The organism is Pseudomonas sp. Ag1 (genome assembly GCF_000278565.1).
Lineage (GTDB): Bacteria > Pseudomonadota > Gammaproteobacteria > Pseudomonadales > Pseudomonadaceae > Aquipseudomonas.
Genome location: NZ_AKVH01000113.1, coordinates 39,374 through 59,094, shown reverse-complemented (window position 1 = coordinate 59,094; position 19,721 = coordinate 39,374). Strand labels below are relative to the sequence as shown.

The 19,721-nt window shown below is 54.3% G+C and carries 21 protein-coding genes and 1 pseudogene; 11 read left to right on the top strand and 11 right to left on the bottom strand.

The window, feature by feature from the left end; translation table 11 throughout:
• Positions 1-69: 69 nt before the first annotated feature.
• Both A462_RS01510 and A462_RS01515 read right to left on the bottom strand, forming a co-directional pair.
• Positions 70-288, bottom strand: a complete 219-nt coding sequence (locus A462_RS01510) for a hypothetical protein (protein WP_008439394.1) — start codon at positions 286-288, stop codon at positions 70-72.
• A 92-nt stretch (positions 289-380) separates the two neighbouring features.
• Positions 381-2,150 carry a hypothetical protein gene (locus A462_RS01515; protein WP_032899900.1) on the bottom strand — a complete coding sequence of 590 codons (1,770 nt, stop codon included), beginning with the start codon at positions 2,148-2,150 and terminating at the stop codon, positions 381-383.
• A 421-nt stretch (positions 2,151-2,571) separates the two neighbouring features.
• Between A462_RS01515 and A462_RS01520 the strand changes: the two genes are divergently transcribed.
• On the top strand, positions 2,572-3,417 hold the full coding sequence (locus A462_RS01520) for a GAF domain-containing protein (protein ID WP_008439392.1): 846 nt from the start codon (positions 2,572-2,574) through the stop codon (positions 3,415-3,417).
• Entirely contained in the window at positions 3,417-3,848 is a 432-nt protein-coding gene (locus A462_RS01525; RefSeq protein ID WP_008439391.1) for a hypothetical protein, read from the top strand. The genes A462_RS01520 and A462_RS01525 overlap by 1 nt, the downstream gene beginning before the upstream one ends.
• A 729-nt stretch (positions 3,849-4,577) precedes the next feature.
• Here the strand turns inward: A462_RS01525 and A462_RS34530 are convergent.
• Positions 4,578-5,624, bottom strand: coding sequence for a hypothetical protein (locus A462_RS34530; RefSeq protein ID WP_157222899.1), 1,047 nt, complete (start codon positions 5,622-5,624; stop codon positions 4,578-4,580).
• Between the two features lie 159 nt (positions 5,625-5,783).
• Between A462_RS34530 and A462_RS01540 the strand changes: the two genes are divergently transcribed.
• The 5 genes from A462_RS01540 to A462_RS01555 are packed head-to-tail and all read left to right on the top strand — an operon-like array spanning position 5,784 to position 8,838.
• Positions 5,784-6,053, top strand: coding sequence for an acyl carrier protein (locus tag A462_RS01540; RefSeq protein WP_008439386.1), 270 nt, complete (start codon positions 5,784-5,786; stop codon positions 6,051-6,053).
• Positions 6,046-6,396, top strand: a complete 351-nt coding sequence (locus A462_RS01545; protein ID WP_008439377.1) for a helix-turn-helix domain-containing protein — start codon at positions 6,046-6,048, stop codon at positions 6,394-6,396. Before A462_RS01540 ends, A462_RS01545 begins: the two co-directional genes overlap by 8 nt.
• A complete protein-coding gene (locus tag A462_RS01550) occupies positions 6,397-7,413 on the top strand; it encodes an ImmA/IrrE family metallo-endopeptidase (RefSeq protein WP_008439376.1) in 1,017 nt (338 codons plus the stop codon).
• Complete coding sequence (locus A462_RS33975; RefSeq protein WP_083853267.1) at positions 7,410-8,060, top strand: C1 family peptidase; 651 nt, start codon at positions 7,410-7,412, stop codon at positions 8,058-8,060. The genes A462_RS01550 and A462_RS33975 overlap by 4 nt, the downstream gene beginning before the upstream one ends.
• The gene (locus A462_RS01555) at positions 8,038-8,838 is read left to right on the top strand and encodes a hypothetical protein (RefSeq protein ID WP_008439374.1); all 801 of its coding nucleotides are present in this window, start codon (positions 8,038-8,040) and stop codon (positions 8,836-8,838) included. The genes A462_RS33975 and A462_RS01555 overlap by 23 nt, the downstream gene beginning before the upstream one ends.
• A 9-nt stretch (positions 8,839-8,847) precedes the next feature.
• Here the strand turns inward: A462_RS01555 and A462_RS01560 are convergent, their stop codons facing one another.
• From A462_RS01560 to A462_RS01570, 3 genes are read right to left on the bottom strand one after another with little or no spacing between them, the layout of a single operon-like run.
• Positions 8,848-9,519: a uracil-DNA glycosylase gene (locus A462_RS01560; protein ID WP_008439373.1), complete on the bottom strand. Its 672-nt coding sequence runs from the start codon at positions 9,517-9,519 to the stop codon at positions 8,848-8,850.
• A complete protein-coding gene (locus A462_RS01565) occupies positions 9,516-10,736 on the bottom strand; it encodes a nucleoside triphosphate pyrophosphohydrolase family protein (protein ID WP_008439372.1) in 1,221 nt (406 codons plus the stop codon). Before A462_RS01565 ends, A462_RS01560 begins: the two co-directional genes overlap by 4 nt.
• A gap of 30 nt (positions 10,737-10,766) precedes the next feature.
• The gene (locus tag A462_RS01570) at positions 10,767-11,060 is read right to left on the bottom strand and encodes a DUF4031 domain-containing protein (RefSeq protein WP_008439371.1); all 294 of its coding nucleotides are present in this window, start codon (positions 11,058-11,060) and stop codon (positions 10,767-10,769) included.
• A gap of 44 nt (positions 11,061-11,104) precedes the next feature.
• Here A462_RS01570 and A462_RS35365 point away from each other — a divergent pair, with 44 nt between their 5' ends.
• Positions 11,105-11,497 carry a helix-turn-helix domain-containing protein gene (locus tag A462_RS35365; RefSeq protein WP_032899896.1) on the top strand — a complete coding sequence of 131 codons (393 nt, stop codon included), beginning with the start codon at positions 11,105-11,107 and terminating at the stop codon, positions 11,495-11,497.
• A 22-nt stretch (positions 11,498-11,519) separates the two neighbouring features.
• Complete coding sequence (locus A462_RS34715) at positions 11,520-13,019, top strand: potassium channel family protein (protein ID WP_008439370.1); 1,500 nt, start codon at positions 11,520-11,522, stop codon at positions 13,017-13,019.
• 34 nt (positions 13,020-13,053) lie between these two features.
• Here A462_RS34715 and A462_RS01575 read toward each other — a convergent pair whose 3' ends face one another.
• The 4 genes and pseudogenes from A462_RS01575 to A462_RS01590 all read right to left on the bottom strand — a co-directional run bounded on the left by A462_RS01575 (position 13,054) and on the right by A462_RS01590 (position 17,271).
• Positions 13,054-13,827, bottom strand: a complete 774-nt coding sequence (locus A462_RS01575) for a hypothetical protein (RefSeq protein ID WP_008439369.1) — start codon at positions 13,825-13,827, stop codon at positions 13,054-13,056.
• 91 nt (positions 13,828-13,918) lie between these two features.
• Positions 13,919-14,941, bottom strand: a complete 1,023-nt coding sequence (locus A462_RS01580) for a hypothetical protein (protein WP_157222897.1) — start codon at positions 14,939-14,941, stop codon at positions 13,919-13,921.
• A gap of 472 nt (positions 14,942-15,413) precedes the next feature.
• Positions 15,414-16,265, bottom strand: a pseudogene (locus tag A462_RS01585) (YifB family Mg chelatase-like AAA ATPase); the annotation flags it as partial.
• Positions 16,266-16,362: 97 nt separating this feature from the next.
• Positions 16,363-17,271, bottom strand: a complete 909-nt coding sequence (locus A462_RS01590) for a LysR family transcriptional regulator (RefSeq protein WP_003208779.1) — start codon at positions 17,269-17,271, stop codon at positions 16,363-16,365.
• A gap of 263 nt (positions 17,272-17,534) precedes the next feature.
• On the opposite strand from A462_RS01590, the gene cfa reads away from it, so the two are divergent.
• Positions 17,535-18,617: a cyclopropane fatty acyl phospholipid synthase gene (cfa, locus tag A462_RS01595; protein ID WP_008439353.1), complete on the top strand. Its 1,083-nt coding sequence runs from the start codon at positions 17,535-17,537 to the stop codon at positions 18,615-18,617.
• Positions 18,618-18,669: 52 nt separating this feature from the next.
• Here cfa and A462_RS01600 read toward each other — a convergent pair whose 3' ends face one another.
• Positions 18,670-18,930 (bottom strand): accessory factor UbiK family protein, encoded by a 261-nt coding sequence (locus A462_RS01600; RefSeq protein ID WP_003208783.1) that lies wholly within the window; start codon positions 18,928-18,930, stop codon positions 18,670-18,672.
• A 422-nt stretch (positions 18,931-19,352) separates the two neighbouring features.
• Here A462_RS01600 and glnK point away from each other — a divergent pair, with 422 nt between their 5' ends.
• Complete coding sequence (gene glnK, locus A462_RS01605; RefSeq protein ID WP_002555808.1) at positions 19,353-19,691, top strand: P-II family nitrogen regulator; 339 nt, start codon at positions 19,353-19,355, stop codon at positions 19,689-19,691.
• The last annotated feature ends 30 nt before the right edge of the window (positions 19,692-19,721 follow it).

Below are 19,721 nucleotides of genomic sequence, written 5' to 3'. Positions count from 1 at the left end.
CGGCCGCAGCCTGCGGAGAGTGTCCCGTCGCGGTAAGTCATCTATGACTCCAGAGTCCGGGGTAGTTATCTAGCACTGCCGTAGTTGCATGATCGCGTCTGCAATCGCTTTTGAATTTACATCCAGGGTTTCCATAGCTGCCACTGCATTGGCTGCAACACTCTCTACACCATTCTCAGAAAGCCACTTGGTGATTTCTTCGATCGCCGCGCCTAGTGCGTGCTGGTTGTGCAGAAGCAGTGTCAGAGCATCAGCCGTGGCGATCTTGCAGTCTGAGTAGTCAGTCATGACGGTCGTCCTTGGAAAGACCTTCTGGAAGCCTAGTTCATCTCGCCGGCTACAGCGGGACGCTTCTCTAGGGAGTCAGTAGAGCTCCAAGATTAGACAAGCGCTAGATCGAGCTCACCGAATTTGTTGATGAGGATGTTCCGGTAAAGAATTTCCTTGTCATGTTTGCCATGGTTAAAGGTGACGTATTCTTCTGGGTACAGCTTCTTGAGTTTGCTGAACACCCCTCTGTAGCCAGGAATCCTTCGACATAGCTCGTTGACGAAATGCTTGAATGCCTCTTCATTTCCGCTGAACGTCATCAACAGTCCTGCAGATCCCGGAGGGATTTCACCTTCTTTCCCGTCCTTTCGCTGAACCTCGAAGCAAAAGAAATTGCCCTTGGTCGTCTTGATGCGGACGATCAATATTCCCCGCCGCAGTCCGGCGCTTCGGTCGAGATACAGCCAGGAGCGAACATCTGATGGAAGCTCCTCTTCGTTTTCGACCATGAGCTCAACGACACCGAGTGGCGGCTTACTGCTGAATCGTGCCAGGGGCGTGTACCAGTCAACGCGTAGGATCTTTTCCGGATTGTCAGCGGCGATTGATTTGAGTGCATTCCAGATGTCCATAAAAAAGCCTTGAGTTTCCAGCGCCACGTCAGGTGCTGTCTCATGCTCTGCATCCGACACGGTCTCAAGCTTGCCGACGTTCTTTCCACTTCCGGTGCCAGTACCCGCAGAGACTCCATCTGCCTCAGGTGGTGCTGGGCCAAGTGGACTTTTATTGGCTTTCACTACAGATTTTGATTTCTTCACTGGCCGTTTTTCGCCAAGCACTTTGAAGGGCGCGGCTTTCGCCTCATAGATTTCCGCATGCCGATCGGGCTCAATCGTGGAACGTTCTTGGAGGAACTCTTCGAGGGCAGCGCTTTTGATCGGGCGCGGCAGCACGATTCTTCCCAGGCCATCCAAGCCTTCGCTACTGTCGAACTTCAGTTTTTGAAATTCAACTTCAGGACCTTTGGGCATGTTTGTTCCCATCAGATCCAAGCACAAAAAAGTTTTCCCGCCATTCAGCCATTTGCCCCGACCGAGGATCTCACCATGACCTTCGAACCATGGTTCGCATTTCAGGAGCATGGGCTTGCCCGGTGCTTGGGCCATGAATTGCGAATTCACCCTTTTTACTACGCTAGCCGTGTGCGGGTCGTAGAGAATATGAGCCAGGAACACTGCGTCGAAGAAGCGCATTCTAGGACCCGGGCGAACTAGCCAAACGGGCAGATTACGCTCTGCTTTCGGGTTTTGATAAAGAACATTAAAAACATCGTCCCAACGCAAATTGGCGAGGGCCCTGCAAATCTCCATGTTTCTGGCATAGGCACGTACGAAGTACTCTGTGCAGGGGATCAGTAGGTTTTTACCATCACCCAACGAAAAGTCGAGAAGCTTGCAGGCATCTTCGTTTCCCCTGAGTAACGGATACTCGTCATCTGCGAAGAGTTTCCCTTGATCTGCGGCGATGAGCTCTCTGCGTGAAGTAATCCGCCGTTTTTCTGTGCTGAAGTTTACCGCGAGCCTTGCGCTGGCGAGCTCGGTGTCTGAAATGCAGTGACCATTGCGCCAGATTGTGCCGACTCTGTAGTGGGGGAGGCTGGTGAAGGGGACGTGGGCCACCTTAAAGTCGCCAGGGACGTTATCCTCCAGTTTGCGGAACAGGACGGCCGCAAGGGGGATAGACATCGCCCTGTTATTACGCATCACAGGGCCGTACCACCAGACGATGTAGTCGCCTACCCAGTTTTGAGTTTTGCTATCAGGATTCCTGAGGTCAGGCCTTCGGTATGCAAAATTGCAACGCGTCACTGCTTCGGTCACTGACCACTCTCTCCTGACTTGCTGTTCAACCCATTTCCCGCTTCACCGGCACCGCCGATGTGCTACTTATTTGCCATCACTTGCCGGTGGCAGTTTACTCAGTCGTTTTGTTTGATGCGATGAAAATTGGCGCCGACTTTCGGCCTGGCTGCGGGCTCCTTCAAATCACGTGCGACAGGCGGCTTATCCACTAAAACCTTATCCAATACAGCAATCACCCCCCTTCGTCGGTAAAGGTGGCAGTTCGGCGTCAGCGGAAACTGTGCCCCCGGCATCACCGTTGATGGAGGCTTCGGGTTTCGCACTACGGGCCCGGTGTGATATGAATTTGCGATTACCGCATCATCATCATTAAAGAGCTTGGCGCATCAGATGCCGCGCGATTGGATTACCGTTAGAAAGCTGGCAGGAAGATAATAAGATGTTGCGGACGGGACCGAAACGAAAAGCGATTTACGCCATTTCTGGCCACATCTACGTCATCGCCGGCTTGATGTCCTCAGGGACAATCTGGCTGATGGATGTTGAAAAGGACGACAAATGGATCGCCCAGAGACCGGTGGTCTGGACGCTCGTCGACAGCTTCCAGGAGGTAGCAATATGGGTACTACTGGCTATCGCGGCGGTGGTCGTTGCCATGGCCGTTATCAAGCATATGGCAGACCCGTGGGTCGTTGAAAAGCTGCAGTTCATCCTCGATGAATACCAAGGGAAGGTATTCAAAGATCTCAATGTACCCAAGGATCACAATAGGGTCACTCTATTCAAATACCGCAAAGGGCTGTTCTTTCGCCGTCATTGGCACGAGGAGAGTAAGGATGGCTGGTGGCCCTTCAAAACTCGACGGCTCTATGGGAATTATCTGGTTCCGTACATGCGGTCCGGCCATCTGACACTGAAAACCAAGACGCTATTTTTCATCGACAATGAAAACAGCGCACGTACTCAAGGGCTTGCCGGCCTCGCTTGGTCGACTCGCCAGGTCGCCTTACTGTCCGACCTCCCTGAGATCAAACCGGGGACGGGCGCTGCCAAAAAAGAGAGTTATGCTAAGGTGACCAGGTCGTCAGTGAGGTTTGTGGAGAGGTACCTTGCTGAAGGAAGGACACTCCCACGCTCCATGGCTGCCGTGCCAGTGGAGTGCAATGGCAAGCTTTGGGGGGTGGTCGTCTTGGACAGTTTGACGTCCTTGGCGGTGACACAAGAGTCCGTTGAGCATTACACGCTCACGGTCGCTCTAATAGGTCACTTATTGGAGAGAGCCTGATGCGTACAGCACTTGAAGAGTGGATTTCGGTCTCCCAGCACGATCTCAACGAAGTGGAATCCAGAGAGCAGCGTGGCCTGAAGGTTCAGTTCATGGTGGCTCCGTCCGACCTGCCGAGTGCGTGGAGAGTCGTCCACGAGAAGGCAGACTCTGTCGAGGTCGAGTTCAAATACCTAGGTGGTAACGAGCCGAAACAGCTTGAGCATTGCTCGAATAACATCACCTTGGAAGTCGGCAAAAACAGCAAGCGGATCTACAAGATCACCTTGGACGTGCTGAGCGTGCCTACTTCGGGTGAGCTGATGATCTCCCGTGCTGCGGACGTCGTCGAACATGGTTCCGGACTAAACAAGGGCAATTCGGAAGTCATCCACCGGTTTCTGACTTCCAAGCGATCGAAACCCGAGATCTTAGAGCGTATGGCTCCCTGAGTGCACTGCTCAGCGCATCCCGGCTCATGCTCGCTCGGTATAGCACCTGAGGTGCTCCATCGGATGACTCAAAGGCCTGGTCGAGGCGGGTCGTTGCTTATTGGGCCACGCTAATCAGCATGCCTTGGTCGCGCCTCGATATCCACATCACGATACCGCTGCTCACTAAATGGATAATTGCACTGAGTTGACCGGGAATTCGATCTGACCAACCAGTTGCATAAGACCTGACCAACACCATTTGGGACAGTGACTAGCTGAGATCCAATCCCACCGGCAACCAGAATCAGGGGGCATCAACGAACTGCAGCTGGTACAGGCGAGTCTGCTAAACGCCCAGCGATTGGCTGCTGGAAGAGCAACTGGTAAGGCTCAGTGAGTCCTGATCGAAAAACTGCTACTGCAGCGGGCCTAGCCGGCGACGACGCTGGCTGGGATCTCTATTCCGCATAATCTCTTTGAGGCGTTCAGTTGCTTCCGCGAAGACCGCAGGGTCTGCCTCTCGGATAGCTTTCATTAGCTCTTCGCGTCGGCGAGCCTTGCCCTCAATGATCTCGGCAAAGTTGCTATCTGACTTATGAAAACTACTCATTTGGGCAGCCTTGTGAATCGGGCGGTGTTCTGAGCGTACCACACGGATAGCTGGATGAGACGGTGGGTTTGCAAGGGCCTGGGCGATTCAGTAGCGCATCGCTCTCGAGCCTTTGAGATCGTGCTAGAACTGCTAGGTTACCGTGTGCACAGATCGCCTCTGGAAAGCATATCGTTATCTCGACAAGCTATTCGTATGGCTTCATAGGGAGATTTGGAGCGAGTGGGAATCCAGTAGTTGTCGACCACTATGTAGCGTAAAGATTCTTCTTCGTTTCTTAGTGCTACAAATTTGAGTGTCTGATCGATATAGCTGAGCAATTTGTTTTTAGGTGTTACTTGGTAAGTTATTTCAAAGATAGCTGCTTCCAACTGCAGATAGTCCCGGCTATTGAGGGGCGGCAACCTGAATTTATGGGTGTCCCTAGCGGATATTGTTTCACCATCCAGTTCATGGAATTCGGTAATTGGAACCGTGCTGATATTTCCCCCAGGCATTTCCAGCCCGCCGTCCTTGGGCTGTGCGTAGATGTCTTTGGTGGTTTTCGCGATCACTGGCTGATCGGGATACGAGATTTTGAATTTCTCAACGATGATGTCAGCCGGCGAATCATTGATTAATGAAAAAACGTAAGAGCGTCCGTACGGCTTTTCATAAACGAGCTTGGTGTCACTAACAAGAAAGCTGTAGGTCGTTGCGACAATCACACCGAATGCGCCCAAGCTTGAAAGAATTGTAAATGTGCGGATGGCGATTTCTTTAAATCTCTTGCGGCCGTTGGGGCGTTTAAATTTTGCCTGCTGTTTCATTTTGCTCTCTGATTTCAGGTGCTTGCTGCGTCGCAAGCGTCTGGTTTGCGCGATTACGCAACCGTGATGCCAATGTGATATTAATACGCTTGGCGGCAGTCGAGAACCCCGCTCGGCGCAAGCTATTTGCCAATGATCAGAGGATGAATTGGTGCTGCTGAAAACGGATGTTGAGTCAGACTGGATCGTCGAGATGCGGCGGATCATGGAAGAGCATTGGGCAATGGACCTTGCTTCTGCGAAGACCGAGGAATTGGCCGCGCTTTTTTCCATGCCAGAACACGCAGAGTCGAACCAAGGCCCCATCGCTTTGCATTCATCTAATGCCTTCGCCTGAGCGTCTGACCTTCGGTAATGGCGTTCAGTGAGTTTCATTCGACGGGTTTCGCGTCTGCTTTGCTGTTTAACAAGGTGAGGTACCGCGCTGGAAAGCTGGCTCCAGAGATTGATGTGTCGGCAGGCATTGCAATTTCTGCGGTATCGACTTAAATTCAAACATCAAATGTACGATTTTCTTACCTCTGGACCATCGAAATGAAAGACGGCATTGAGAAACACCTTGGCCAGTTCTGGGATAAGCGTGCGCTCGAAATCGTTGATGACCCGCTGTCGGTTGATGACTTGGGTGCGCCGATGGAATCGGTCATGGCTATCGAAGCGCTTGTTGAAATCGGGAAAATGTTGAAAGTCAAAATCCCGGTGGATGTCGTGATCCGCAACGGTGGTTACGAAACCAAAGAACAGTTCGTCAAGCTGGTCACATCAGGAATACTTAAGCACCTGAAGGAAAAGACCCATGCATAGTTCGTCGGTGGAGGATCAGGACAGGCTACGCCTGGCTGAGCGCCTGCGAGATGCTCGGGAGTATGTGGGGCTTTCCCAGGATGAGGTGGCTCATGCACTCGGGGTCTCCCGCCCGGCGGTGACTAACATCGAGTCGGGCAACCGCAAGGTGGAGGCGACGGAGTTGAGCAAGCTCGCAAAGCTCTATCGCAAATCTATGGAGTACCTGATGACCGGAAGAGACCCGGCGCCTTCCGGCCCCACCCAGCTCGCGTTTCTGGCCAGAGCAGTAAATGGACTTTCGCAGCAGGATATTGATGAGGTAGCTCGCTTCGCCGAGTTTCTCAAGCACAAGGGACAGTGAATGGGCTTCCGCGATATTGTTTTGCGAGCCGCACAACGTGCGGTCGAGGTCATCGATGAGAGCGGTGCGATGGCCCGCATCGAGCAGGACGGATACACGCGAATAGACCCTTTCCAGATCGCTGCTGATTCTGGGGTGATGGTCATGCTGCGCCCCATGGAGAAGCTGCTCGGGGCATTTCTGGGTGATGAAACGCCTGGAATATTGGTCAATGTGGATCGTCCAGCAGGCTTGGTTCATATGACCTGCGCCCACGAGCTGGGTCATTTTTTCATGGGGCACGGCAGCAGCGCCGACGAGAAAATCTATTACGGTTCTCAGGCTGCCCTCGTCGAGCAGGAGGCGGATCAGTTCGGGTACAACCTGCTGGTGCCTCGCAAGCTGATCGTCAAAATCATGCAGCGCAAGCAATGGACCAAGCAGGCGCTGTTCCGGCCTGACGTCCTTTATCAACTGGCGTTACGCATGGGGGTCAGCTACGAAGCTGCGGCATGGTCGCTCAGCCGGCATGGCGTCATGAGCGCTGATCAAGTCCGGGAAATGTTGCGGACCAAGCCCGCGATGATCAAGAAAGCGCTGCTCGGCGACCGTTTGGTGGATACCCGCAAAGAGGTTTGGCTGCTCGACAGCGATGATCGAACTTCAATCCTTGAGCCTCGCCCGGATGACCAGTTGGTTGTTCGATTGCCAAGCCGTGCACCGTCAGGATATCTCTGGGAAGCCGATTCCGAAGAGTTAAAGTCGCAGGGATTTCTGCTGGAGCCGTTGACCGTACCCTCGACGCCTTCAGTGGATAAGTCGCCGGTTTTCGGCGGTACAGAGATGATGGACTACCTCCTCACTGGCGGAAGGACCGGCGATTCAGAGCCCGTAAGCGTGCGGCTCTCGGAGCGTGCGCCATGGGATTCCTCGAGCTCAGCTACCGATACATTCAGATCATACGCCAAGTTTGAGCCGTTGAATCTCGGGCTGACACCGCACTCGCGTAAGCAGTTGCTCAAGGACGGGCTAGCGTGATCGTCCCCAAGGTGTTGCTCGATGGCTTCGGTTCGCCAGCAAGGCCTCAGGGGCGACGTCCGACCTGCCTGGCATTTGCATTATCGGATCTGAATCGACCGAAATCACCCGCCGATTTGAGTCCTGAATACCTTTATCGGGCGGCCGCCATTTTGACGCCGGATTGGGAGCCGGGCGGCGGAATCACTTTCAATGCGATGCGAGAGGCATCTCGTGTCGGTCAGCCTGAGGAAGCCGCGTTCCCCTACTGCTCTGAAGAGCCTTCGCTCCCAATACCCGATCTGCCCTCGGGACTTCAGCATTACGGTGACTTATTGCAGTGCGTATCGGCTGACCCTACTGATATTGCCTATTTTATAAGCGCCGGTCAGCCGATCGGCTTGGGTCTGCGGGTAACGCCCGAATTCTTCAAGCCTGAAGGCGGCCTAGTGGCTTTCGGTGATCAGGTCATGCCAGGACTTCTCCATGCGGTAGTCGCTATTGGCGTGGGGCATGAAGATGGAAATAGTGCGCCATGGTTCTACGTGCGCAATAGCTGGGGCCCCCAGTGGGGTGTAGACGGACACGCCTGGATTTCAGGCGCCTATGTAAGCGCGCATGCCGAATGTGCTTTTGGAGTAGAGAATGGCAAAACTGATCGCATCTGAAAGTTTGGGGCAGGCTTGGGTGGCTGCGGCGCGACATTTGGCGGGATGCAAGCAGCGCAAGGATCGGAATTTGATCCTGGAAATCAGTGCTCCTCAGAAGCTGGGCAAGGATGATCTGAAAATCATCAAGGCTGTGGATGCGGTGTTGCGCAGCAGTCGTGAGGACCTGAGTGTCGAGACCGTGGCGGGCACCATTTTCCCCAATGGGTTGGCCCGACGATTTTCTCGCCCTGAGCTATACACAAATTACTTGGCGTTGCTGGTCAAGGGCAAAAAGCGCAGTTCGTGGGGCACCTATGCTCAGCGCATGATGAGTCGTCCGAGTCGAAACGGGACAGGGACCATCAATCCATTGGACGACCTGATTGAGCGTCTGCTTCAAACGCACAACGGTACCAAGTACCAATCGGCGTTCGAGCTGGGGGTCAGTGATCCCGATATTGACCTGGCACCGCCACTCGACGGACATGGCTATGAATTACCGGTGTTCGACCCATCTCGAGATGCAAAACCACTCAACGTCCCTTGCTTGAGTCATCTGAGCTTCAAAATTACAGATGGCAAGCTGGATCTGACTGCGATCTACCGCTCTCAGTGGTACTGCCAGCGTGCGCTGGGCAACCTTGTCGGGTTGAGTCAGCTTCACTCGTTTGTAGGCAAGGAGTCCAAATATGAGTGTGGAGTGCTTACCTGTATCGCAACGCATGCGTATTTGGATACGGAGACCTTTGGCAAGGTGAGTGTCACCAAAGACCTTTTGGCTGCTCTACCTGGTTGAAGGCAACCGTCAGAGCAGCGATGCCTGACGACTTTCCTGTGAAAACTGAGGGTGCAGATCGTAAAGTTTGGCCATCCCTGCGCGGAAGTCTCGGACTCCCCCGTAGCTCGGATGGCGAATGGTTTCTATGGGCAGGCCGAAGCGCGACGCATAGTGCGCGGCGTCCTGGCCAATGGCGATAATCTTCCTGATTCTAAGCCAGCTGAAAAGCTCGCTATTAAGCTCATCCACCAAAGCCAGTTCTTTTGCGCTGAATTTGCGGTTGGTGAATGGGTTGCCTGGTTCATGTGGATGAAATGGGAACACATTCCAAAGAAGGGGAGGAATATCGATGGCCTTCAGGATGGCCCAGATCTCTGCAGCGGTCCGTTCGGCAATTGCTGGCCCTCGAGTTGCTTGTTGTGACTCACTCCCTGGGTAAACGCGTGTCATTTCGCAAAGGTGGAATTCGTCGGTTAGGGCCAGGCCGGTCCGACGTCCGCCGCGATATCCCAGATCACGACCCATCCAGATGGTGTCGGTGCCTAGATCGGATACAGCCTGAAGATAGGTTTTCAGGTTTTTGCGACGAGAGGCGGCAGCGCCCGCGCGATCATGCACAGGGCAGGTGTCTGCGTACGGGTTGAACACATTGTCGAGACTGAATTCAGACAAGGCCTTTACGAAGGATGTAGGGGTCATTGGGTGTAGGCCTCTTTGAGGGGCTTGTGAAAAGTCAGCGTCCCTTCAGTAATGTTGACTACCACCGAGCCTCCTCGATGCTCGCGCAGTTCGCGGAACATTCTGAAACCTTCGATGATGGCAAGCTCCCACTGCCAAAGCTTGCATCGCTCAACCTCGTAACCCCGAACCATCCCTTGGATCTGCTTGAGTAGGCCGTAGTCGAGCCGTCCAGGCTGAGTGGCTGCGTAGTAGTCATATTTTTTCGCGTGATCGAAAATCCAAGTGGCGATGCCTTCTTCAATGATCGCTGCGCGAGCGCCATCGTCGTTCTCATCCTTGGCGGGGGCGGATTTCCGTTTGCGCTTGAGCAGTGCTCGCAACACTGGTGACCAACCCAGATACGCCACATAAGCCAAATGGAAGACATCGTGGAAGCGATAGTCGTCAGGCTCGTTGCTGTTGTCTGTAAGGCGGTCACCGATATAGACGCCATTCAGGCGCTGAACCACATGCTTGGTCTGGCCTTCGCCGCGTTCAATGAATTCGATAGTGAATTCGCGCTCGAACTGCTCATGCTCCGGAAAGCCTTCATCGAAAAGTGGAAATTCACGCTTCTGGTCACTTGGCCAGCGACTGGCCGTTTTTTCCAGGTTTCCCAAGGCCACATCTTCAAGGTTCAGGTTGAAGCTGGAGCAGGTCTTGGCGAGCTCCGACAACAGCTGTCCGAAATAAGCCTCGCGCTTGGGTGGCGCCATGCTTACTAAGCTGGCATGCGACATTTCAGCCAGCACGCCGGCGCTTAGCGCGAGCTTACCCAGCTGCGTTGGGCGGGGGATTGTATCCTCATCGCGCTGTGTTTCGATAAGACCGTCTATCTGACGGAACGTAATCGGTGGAGCAGGAGCTTTCTTGCTTTCGCCGAATTCATCGCGAAGGACAAGGATGCAGTGCTCCCCTAGAGCGTCGGCGGGGATTTTCAGAAGGTGCGCCGCAATGGTCAAGTACCACAGCGCGTCGCCCAGTTCTTCTGCGGCCAAGTCGTTCTGTGCGGCCTGCAAGCGGTCACGACCTGCTTTTTTAACGGAGGAAAGTAAGCCACCAATCTCGCCGAAGTATCCAAAGCGAATGTATTGAAGGCTATCGGCATCGTCCTCGAAGCGCATGCTCTCCCGCGCTTTGAGCATGTACTTGGCTACGGTTAGTGCCACCGGACGCGGTTGAGGTACTGGCGCCATCAATCCTCCTTGATCTCTATTTAAGCCATTTCAGGCGAGTGCCAGCACCTGCTGTCTTAGCACTTGCTGACGTAGTTCCATCTTCAGCTGCTTGCAGCGACCGACGATTGTCTCGCGATCGGCGTCGATTGCTCCCATTCTCAGCGCGCGTTCACGCACCGAAACGGTCACATCGTAGTGCGGGTAACCCTTGCATTGGAACCAGCTTTTGCGCAGACCTAGTCGAGAGGCGAACGAGTGAAGTTCATCCAGAGTATCCGCTGCCAGATGGCACCAGAGCTTGCCCCGCCACAGGATTTCTTCTGAATCCACGTAGACCGCCATTCTGCTCGCCTTCTGTGAAAAAATATGCAAATATTTTGCACATTATGGGAAAAAAATTCAACTCCTCATTCGACGTCACCCTTGTTGGGGCGCAGATCCGTCAAGCTCGCTTGGGTCGGGGTCTAACGCTCGTAGATCTTGGCCGCGCGGTCGGTGTTCACCATTCTCAGATCTCTCGTTACGAGCGGGGACAGATGAATAGTGTTGGCAAAAATTTGCATAAAATATGCACATTTCTGCAGATTAAAGACGATCCTCCTGAGTATTCAACCGGTACCGCGAGCTTGGGGCGAAAGTTGGACGAGCTGCTTCGAGTTTCGCCAGGGTGCGAACCAGCAGTGACGAAGTTGGTAGAAGCCTTGGAGGAGCTCATCAATGCGGCGCTTCCTGCAAATACGTCTGCGAGCAGCTCTGTAACGCAGGGGCAGCGGGTTTAACGTAATCAATGTTTAGGTAAGCATGAAAAATTACATTAGTGCCGCCGAGCTTTGGCAATTAACACCAGCTAAGTTTAACGAGTGGCGTGCAAAAAATGATCTGCCGATACTATTTGGATATTTCAGAACAACCTTGCCGGACTTCGAAGTGTGGTTGGCAACCATAGGAATCTCTGAATACGAGATATTGCTATGCTTGCGTCTTGGAGACTTCTTCAATGGTGAAGGGGAGCATGTTGTAATAAAAAAGACAACTTCATATCGAACGCCTCAATATTTTTGTATCAGCAAAGCTGATGCATCAAGCGCTCAATGGAGTTTCTCCCGAGAGAGTCATCACGAAAAAAACGAAAATATTGCCAAGTTTACCCCTTATTTTGAGTGGATGAAAATCAGAACGGGTAAGAAGTTGCCTGTAGATTTGACTCGTGCAAGTCTCGGTCACACTGATCGCTTTTCGATGGGCGGCTGGAGGAATGTCCGGCCTAATACTCGCGCCTCGATTTGGCGAGGCCCAGAGTTACTTAAGCTGGGAGAGGTGACAGTCCCAGCTCATACCGATCTATCTGAGATGAATTTGGATTTTGCTGACCTAGATGGGCTCAGTATCACAGGAAATATTTACGGAAGTTTTAAAATAATAAGCTGTTCTAGCTTATTGAATCTCACCATTGAAAATACTGAGCAAGCTTTTTATAAGTTCAAATATTGTAAGTTTGATACTACGAGGATATTGAATTCAAAAATACAAGATTTTCACTTCACAAAGTGTGAGGTTGGGGATTTTTACGCAACGAATTCCACATTTTTCAGGTTGTCCTTTACAAAGTGCCGAGTATTGCCTTTCATTGATAATTGCGATTTGAAGGACCTTATATCATACAACCCTGAGAAAAATGAAATATCGAATGAAGATGCTTATAGGCTATTGAAGAATTCTTATAACGCGGCAGGGCAAAAAAAATTCGCTGCACATTACCTTTATCAAGAGCAGTTGGCGCATCGACGAAACCTATTCAACGCGAAACTTTATTACAAATATTCAGACCTGTATCCGCGAGGTAACCCTGGTAGCTGGCTAACTATTGCTAAAAATTTCAAAGCGATGGGTGGAAGTAAGGTGCTGGTAAAAAAGGCCAGATACATTGCTAAATACCTTGGAAGGCCAAAATATCTAGCTATCTATGCTGAGCACAAGTTACAGTGGTTTTATTCGATTTTAGACTGGGCCCTTTGGGGGCATGGAGTAAAGCTTCATCGGCTTGCCCTTTCCTCATCGTTCTTTATTTTGATCTACGCATTTCTGTATCACGCTTTACAGGATCAAATACAAGCAAATCCACCACTGGAATCGTTCTTTGACTATATATACTTTTCTATTGTGACCTTCACTACTTTGGGATATGGGGACATCCTACCAAAGACAACTCTTCTACGGATGATATGCGGGACCGAGGCATTCCTAGGTGCTTTCATGATGGGGTTGGTCGTAGCCGGTTTTACCAACAGAAAGACCGACTGAGAAGTTATACGGACATGTCCCCGGAAGGCGCCACTCATTTTGGGCAATGATCTAGGTCGCGGGCGAAGTAGTAGTCGATGCTGGCCTCAATGGCGAGGCGATTAATGAACGCCACGCCATCACGGTGCAGCCTGGATGAGTTCAGTTCAGGATGCGCGCAAAGGTAGACGGTGGGCGACAGCGGTACAAACAGCCATTTAAAAAAGTTGTCCGGCACGACGAACTCCCCCTCGACAGCCTGCAGGAGCTGCCACGTTTCGCCGCTCATCGCCCTGACCGCGTCGGAAAGGTTGAGGCGGATCGACGGCGCAACCAGCGAGCGGCTTGAAATCGTGAGGTCGGGGCGGATACAACCGATACCTTCGGCCTCTAGTAGCTCCTGCTCATCCTGGGTGTAGCGATGCCGGAGACCGATTACCTCGGGAGCGCTGCCGATTGACGGGTCAGCCAGCCGTTCGTTCTTCTTCCACTGCGCTCGGATGTTCCAGAGGCAGTAGAATTCGTTGATAACGGTGAAATGCTGGCGGCCCAAGCGAAAAGCAGGATCATCGAGAACAACGCTGACCAGAGCCTGAAAGGCGTCCTCGATGTCTTTCATGAACCCGCCTTCCGCCTGCTGATCCCAGACCCGTTGGGCACAGAAGATCCGGTCCGCCGGCCTAGCATGAAAGACCTTGTCAGAAGCCTTGCGCAGCACCTGGACCGCCCCTTTCTCGTTCGCGAAGCGGTCAATGCTGGCGCTCGGGAAGGTATGTTGGTTCATCGTCAGTTTATGCGGGTTGCCTTTCTGCGGTGGCTCAAAGGTCATGGAATGGGCTCACATGTGCAGGGGATGTAACGCCAGAAAACGGGGGCGGCCTTGCTAAAGCAACTGAGCCCGTCCTGCATGTGCTGGCGGCTTACACAGCAGGATCTTCCGCCAAACGGATCCCTTGCGGCAAATCGAAGGCAAAGTAGTCGCCGTAGAAGGTGTTGAGGTAGAGCTTGCACACCCCCGAGATGTAGACGTGCGCTTGTTCAATAGTCATGGGCGTGGCCGTGTTCGACCGGCCCTCTTCCTGGATGCCGTGCCGCGCGCCGATGCCGACCTTGGAGTTATTGTTCGCGTTATTCGTGAAGGCCTTGCGGGCCGCTGCCTTCTTCGGAAAAGGCTTGCCGTTGCGCTTGGCGTAAGTTTCGAGGGTCTCCAGCAGCTTATAGTAATTGCTCCAATCTGCCGGCAGGGCCAGGAACCGCAGCATTTGCTGCACATCTTCTTTTTCTGTTGCGAGCAGCACGATCGGCAGCCGCGCCCCAGACATCAGCGCTTGCCGCATGAATTCATTCCAGAGGCGCTGAGATACCGCTAGCCGACCCAGTAGGCCGCAGGCCAACGGCGGTTTACGAAGCGTGACCTCACGGCCCTTATAGAGCACCGCGGAGACACGCTGTTTGGGATAGCCTTGCTCAAACAGCTCAGCGGCACTGTTGAATAGGTTTACCAGCTCATGAGCGACACTGATGACGTGCAGTGGATCCTTATGCTGGGAAAAGTAGCTTGAGTTGAAGCTGAACTCGTCGTTTGGACAGTCATGCCAGTGATCAATGCCACCCCAGATGCGAAAGAAATCCGCGCTACCTGGTCGGTCACTAAGTCCACGTAGATCCGGCGCATTGCCTGAAAGCCGCACCTCCCAATCGGCCTGGGCGAAATTGCTCTCATAGCCGCGCTGAAAATCCGCGAGGTCTTCGCTGTTTTGTCGGATCTTCCTGGTGGCGAACTCGAGTTCAAGACCCTCAACCTTCGCGACTTGCCCTTCATCAAAATAATTCTGGGCGAGCGCAAGGGATTGCTCACGACTCATCTCGACACCGTCTCGAACTACATTCATCCGTGCAGTGGCCTGGTCTTCTGACGCTGATGGTGGGATCGCTTCGATCATGGTCGTCCGCAACGGCTGAGGGCTAGGCCCAGATGATACCTGGCAGCACAAATACGTATATCCTCAACGCCCTTTTTTTTGAGCGATCGAGGTCCACGACCGATTCGCCTTGACGGCCCGATTACAGGCGGTCGGGTTGACATCCTTCCGGTGCGGACATTGGTTGACTTGGGGAACCGGCCAATTGTCCTACAGCAAACCGGATTACTGCTTATGGATCTTCGCTAGCCTGACGGTTCTACGATGATTTTTTTCCCACTCGGAAGCGGCCGTAATGGAGAGCCCTAATTGGACTTTGAGGCGAGAGCTGATGAGTCAGAGTTTTGCTGTCCGGCTCCACCAGCTTGGTACTCTAGCCACGAAGTAGAACCTGTTTCTGGCAATGCTTGTGTAGGTTGTAAGCAGTGGAGACGCCAAAGCCGTAGAATATTCAGTCGCATTAATTTCGAAAAATTCGCATCTATTTCGAAAGCCGACAGCCGCCGCCCACCAGCGCCGGGCCGGATGCCGAATGATGCGGCTGGCGAAATGGCCGGTGTGGCCAATGGCTCAGCGGCGCCAGGCTGACCACCGATTGAATCGCCGCCACCTCCAGCGCTTCCTGTTCACTCAAGGGCGGCAACAACCCTGGTAGACGGCTGGCGAGCAAGGTCTTGCCGGTGCCCGGTGGCCCGCTGAGCAACAGGTTGTGGGCGCCCGCCGCAGCGATCAACAGCGCACGCTTGGCCGCCAGTTGGCCCTGCACTTCACTCAGGTCCGGGTAGGGTTTGTTCAAGTACATCAGGCCACTGGAAACGAAGGGCTCGATCGGCACGTGACCGTTCAGGTGCGCCACCACTTGCAGCAGGTGATCCACGGCAATCACCTTCAACCCCGAAGCCAGGCAGGCTTCCTCGGCATTGGCCCGTGGCACGATCAAGGTGCGCCCGACCTTGCGCGCCGCCAGGGCTGCCGGCAACACACCTTTCACCGGCCGCACCTCACCGGACAGCGCCAGCTCGCCCAGGCATTCCACGTTATCGAGGGTCAGCGCCGGTACCTGCACGCTGGCGGCGAGAATCCCCAGGGCAATCGCCAAATCAAAACGCCCGCCGTCCTTGGGCAGGTCGGCGGGTGCGAGATTGAGGGTGATGCGGCGGGACGGGTATTGCAGCGCAGAATTGAGAATGGCGCTGCGCACGCGGTCTTTGCTTTCCTTGACGGCGGTTTCCGGCAGGCCCACCAGCGTCAGCGACGGCAAGCCGTTGGCCATGTGCACCTCGACAGTGACGGCGGGCGCTTCGACGCCTATCTGGGCGCGGCTGTGGACGATGGCGAGGGACATGCTGGTTCCTTGAAATGAGTGGCCGCTTCCTGCGGTTTTTCAAGGGTAGTTGAGTGATGGCGACGCGCGGCGGCGAGGTTTTACAGAACGTATCGCGCTAGCGGTCCGACGGCGGCACACACAGAAACTCTTTCGCCAGCGTCAACCACGCCTGCGCCGCAAACGACAATTTGCACTGCCGACGCCACGCCAGCATCAGTCGCCAGTTCAGGGCCGGCGACTGTATTTCCGCGATGCTGAACTGGCTCGCATCAAGGGTTTCGCAGAATGCCCGGGGCAGCAGGGTGATGCCCACGCCCAGTCGTACCAGGGAGGCGATAAAGTCCCATTGGCTGCTGCGGCCACTGATCCGCGGCTCAAAACCGGCTTGTGCACAGGCATCAAGTACGAATTGGTTCAGGGTGAAGGTGTCATCGTAAAAGATGAATTCGCAGGCTTGCAGTTCGCTCAACTCCACCGAGCTGCGGCCTTGCCAGGGCGAGTCATGGGGCGCGAGCAGGCACAGTGGCGATTCGAACAGGGGCATGGATTCGAATTCGGACCAGATATCCGCCACGCGCGGCGAGTCCAGGATGGTGCCGAACTCCAGCGTGCCCTGGCGCAGATCCTGGATGGTGATATTGCCGCCGCTTTCGAACAGTTTCAGTTCGATCTTCGGGTAACGGGCGTGATACTCCGCAAAAATCGGCGCCAGTGCGAGGTGGGTCGAGGGCGAAAGCCCCATGCGCAGGGCGCCGCGCCCGACATGCTGCAAGTCTTGCAGCTCTACCGTCATTTCATCGTGCAGCGCGATCATTTCCTTGGCGCGCTTGAGCACAATTTCCCCGGCGTCCGTCAGGGTGAAGCGTTTTCCCATGCGGTCGAGCAGCTTCAGGCCAAGGCTCGACTCCAATTGCTGCACCATCTTGCTGACTGTTGGCTGGGTCAGGTGCAGCTTCACAGCGGCTTTGGTAAAGCTCTGCTGGTCGACGACTTCTACGAAATAACGGAGCGCCCGAATGTCCATCTTGCATTCCAATTTTGCATGGTTTTCATAATATTAATTCATTATATCTTTAAAAAATGGCTGGATAAGATTTGTTACATCTGTTCCCAGCCAGCGCTTCCATGACGCCTTAAGGGCCTTGCCAGACGCTTCCATGGCCAGATTTCTCGCAGTGTATGAATCAAAGGCAACGCTATTTCTGGAGAGCAACTGTGCTTAACAAAACGCGTCATTCTTTTTCCGGTTCTGATGAGATGTCTCAGGGAGCGCGCTTCGTTAAGGAGTTGCTGGCGCAGGCGCAGATCGAGGTCAACGGGCCATCGGCTGCCGATATGCAACTGCACCACAGTGCCACATTTGATCTCGCCCTGGCCAAGGGCAATCTGGGCCTTGGCGAGGACTACATGGATGGCGGCTGGGACGCCGAGGCACTTGATGAGTTTTTTTACCGCCTCATGCGCTCCGGCGTGATCGACCAGGCCAACCCGGCCACCTTGTTGTTTCACGCGTTCAGCTCCCGCTGGCTGAACCTGCAAAACAAGAAACGCGCCTGGCAAGTCGGCGAAGCACATTACGACCTCGGCAATGACTTCTACGCACGCATGCTCGACTCGCGCATGACCTACACCTGTGGCTACTGGAAAGATGCCACCACCCTGGAGCAGGCGCAGTTCGCCAAGCTGGACCTGATCTGTAAAAAACTGGGGCTCAAGCCGGGCATGCGCGTGCTGGATATCGGCTGTGGCTGGGGCAGTTTCATGAGCCATGCGGCCGAGCACTATGGGGTCGAGTGTGTCGGCGTGACCATCTCCAAGGAGCAGGCGGAGTGGGGGCGGGCCAAGTATTCACATCTGCCGATCGAGTTTCGTCTGCAGGACTATCGGGATATCGACGAGCAATTTGACCATATCGCCAGTGTCGGCATGTTCGAGCATGTGGGGCGCAAGAACCATCGGGCGTATATGGAGGTCGCCAACCGCTGCCTGAAAGACGATGGGTTGTTCCTGCTACACACTATCGGCAAGAACCAACGCAACAGCACGCCGGATCCGTGGATCGACAAATACATCTTTCCCAACGGTGATTTGCCCTCGATCGGGCAGATCGGCGACGCCATGGACGGGTTATTTGTTGCCGAGGATTTGCACAACTTTGGCGCCGACTACGACAAGACGCTGATGGCCTGGTGCGAAAACTTCGAGCTGGCGTGGCCGGATTTCGCAGACACCTTTGGCCAGCGCTTCTACCGGATGTGGCGCTATTACCTGCTGTCGTGTGCAGGGGCGTTTCGCGCGCGGGATATCCAGCTGTGGCAGTGGGTATTGTCGAAGAAGGGGGTTGTCGGCGGGTATCAGCGGGTGAGCTGAGGGTTGCAACGGTTTAACGGGGACAGGTGAAACCTGCCCCGGTTGGGCCGGCTTATTCGGCGGCAGGCGTCAATCGCGCTTCCAGCTCCGCCACCTTGGCCTCAAGGCTTTCCAACCGCGCCCGAGTGCGCGCCAGCACCACCATCTGGCTATCAAACTCTTCCCGGCTTACCAGGTCCAGCTTGCTGAAACCGCTTTGCAGCAGTGCCTTGAACTGGCTTTCAATTTCATTGCGTGGCAGCGGCGTGTCGCTGCTGAACAGGCGGGAGGCGTGGCCGCTCAGGGCGTCGAGGAGGTCTTTGGGCGCGAGCATGGGAAATAGTCCGGAAAATCTGTTGGCCGGCAGTGTATCACGCAGCGTCTATAGTCTTTTCCAGCCCCTGCGGCGCACGCTTTTCGCGCATGAGGACGGGCGGTCGCGCACCGTTTTCGTGCGTATCTTCGCTGTCGTGGCGCCCGGTAGGTGGGCACAGGCGAACAAAGGACTGATTTCAGTGATTTTTACGGAGCTGGCAAGCTTTCTGCTTAGACGATCATGACCCATGCACTGATGCAGTCGCTGTGACGATGCAGTGCGCCGACGGACCAGCGGTACATGTTTCGTCACCAGTGGTTAGCGAGCGTCGCAATGGCAAATGCCAGGGCGACGAAGCGTTACAAAGCCAGGCACTGCGCTTAGACTTGAGACGGGTTTGTTTTCCTGGGGCAAGTCCACCAATTCGGGAGAGAGTTTTCATGAAGCTAGTCACTGCCATCATCAAGCCGTTCAAGTTGGACGATGTACGCGAGTCACTGTCCGAGATCGGCGTGCAGGGCATTACCGTTACTGAGGTCAAAGGCTTCGGTCGGCAGAAGGGTCACACCGAGCTGTATCGCGGCGCGGAATACGTGGTCGATTTCCTGCCAAAGGTGAAGATTGATGTCGCCATTGACGACAAGGATCTTGACCGGGTTATCGAGGCGATAACCAAGGCCGCCAACACCGGCAAGATCGGTGACGGCAAGATCTTCGTGGTCAATCTGGAACAGGCTATTCGCATCCGTACCGGCGAAACCGATACCGACGCAATCTAAGCCGCCAAACCCCAACGCCCCAGGAGAAAA

Coding starts and splice junctions, on each gene's coding strand:
- A462_RS01540 (WP_008439386.1), top strand. CDS start 5,784: ATGAAAGACGGCATTGAGAAACACCTTGGCCAGTTCTGGGATAAGCGT.
- glnK (WP_002555808.1), top strand. CDS start 19,353: ATGAAGCTAGTCACTGCCATCATCAAGCCGTTCAAGTTGGACGATGTA.
- A462_RS01565 (WP_008439372.1), bottom strand. CDS start 10,736: ATGGCGCCAGTACCTCAACCGCGTCCGGTGGCACTAACCGTAGCCAAG.
- A462_RS01570 (WP_008439371.1), bottom strand. CDS start 11,060: ATGGCGGTCTACGTGGATTCAGAAGAAATCCTGTGGCGGGGCAAGCTC.
- A462_RS01560 (WP_008439373.1), bottom strand. CDS start 9,519: ATGACCCCTACATCCTTCGTAAAGGCCTTGTCTGAATTCAGTCTCGAC.
- A462_RS34530 (WP_157222899.1), bottom strand. CDS start 5,624: ATGAAACTCACTGAACGCCATTACCGAAGGTCAGACGCTCAGGCGAAG.
- A462_RS01600 (WP_003208783.1), bottom strand. CDS start 18,930: ATGCTCGCGCCCAAAGACCTCCTCGACGCCCTGAGCGGCCACGCCTCC.
- A462_RS01590 (WP_003208779.1), bottom strand. CDS start 17,271: ATGGACATTCGGGCGCTCCGTTATTTCGTAGAAGTCGTCGACCAGCAG.
- A462_RS01545 (WP_008439377.1), top strand. CDS start 6,046: ATGCATAGTTCGTCGGTGGAGGATCAGGACAGGCTACGCCTGGCTGAG.
- A462_RS01550 (WP_008439376.1), top strand. CDS start 6,397: ATGGGCTTCCGCGATATTGTTTTGCGAGCCGCACAACGTGCGGTCGAG.
- A462_RS01510 (WP_008439394.1), bottom strand. CDS start 288: ATGACTGACTACTCAGACTGCAAGATCGCCACGGCTGATGCTCTGACA.
- A462_RS35365 (WP_032899896.1), top strand. CDS start 11,105: ATGGGAAAAAAATTCAACTCCTCATTCGACGTCACCCTTGTTGGGGCG.
- A462_RS01575 (WP_008439369.1), bottom strand. CDS start 13,827: ATGACCTTTGAGCCACCGCAGAAAGGCAACCCGCATAAACTGACGATG.
- A462_RS01555 (WP_008439374.1), top strand. CDS start 8,038: ATGGCAAAACTGATCGCATCTGAAAGTTTGGGGCAGGCTTGGGTGGCT.
- A462_RS34715 (WP_008439370.1), top strand. CDS start 11,520: ATGAAAAATTACATTAGTGCCGCCGAGCTTTGGCAATTAACACCAGCT.
- A462_RS01525 (WP_008439391.1), top strand. CDS start 3,417: ATGCGTACAGCACTTGAAGAGTGGATTTCGGTCTCCCAGCACGATCTC.
- A462_RS01520 (WP_008439392.1), top strand. CDS start 2,572: ATGTTGCGGACGGGACCGAAACGAAAAGCGATTTACGCCATTTCTGGC.
- A462_RS01580 (WP_157222897.1), bottom strand. CDS start 14,941: ATGATCGAAGCGATCCCACCATCAGCGTCAGAAGACCAGGCCACTGCA.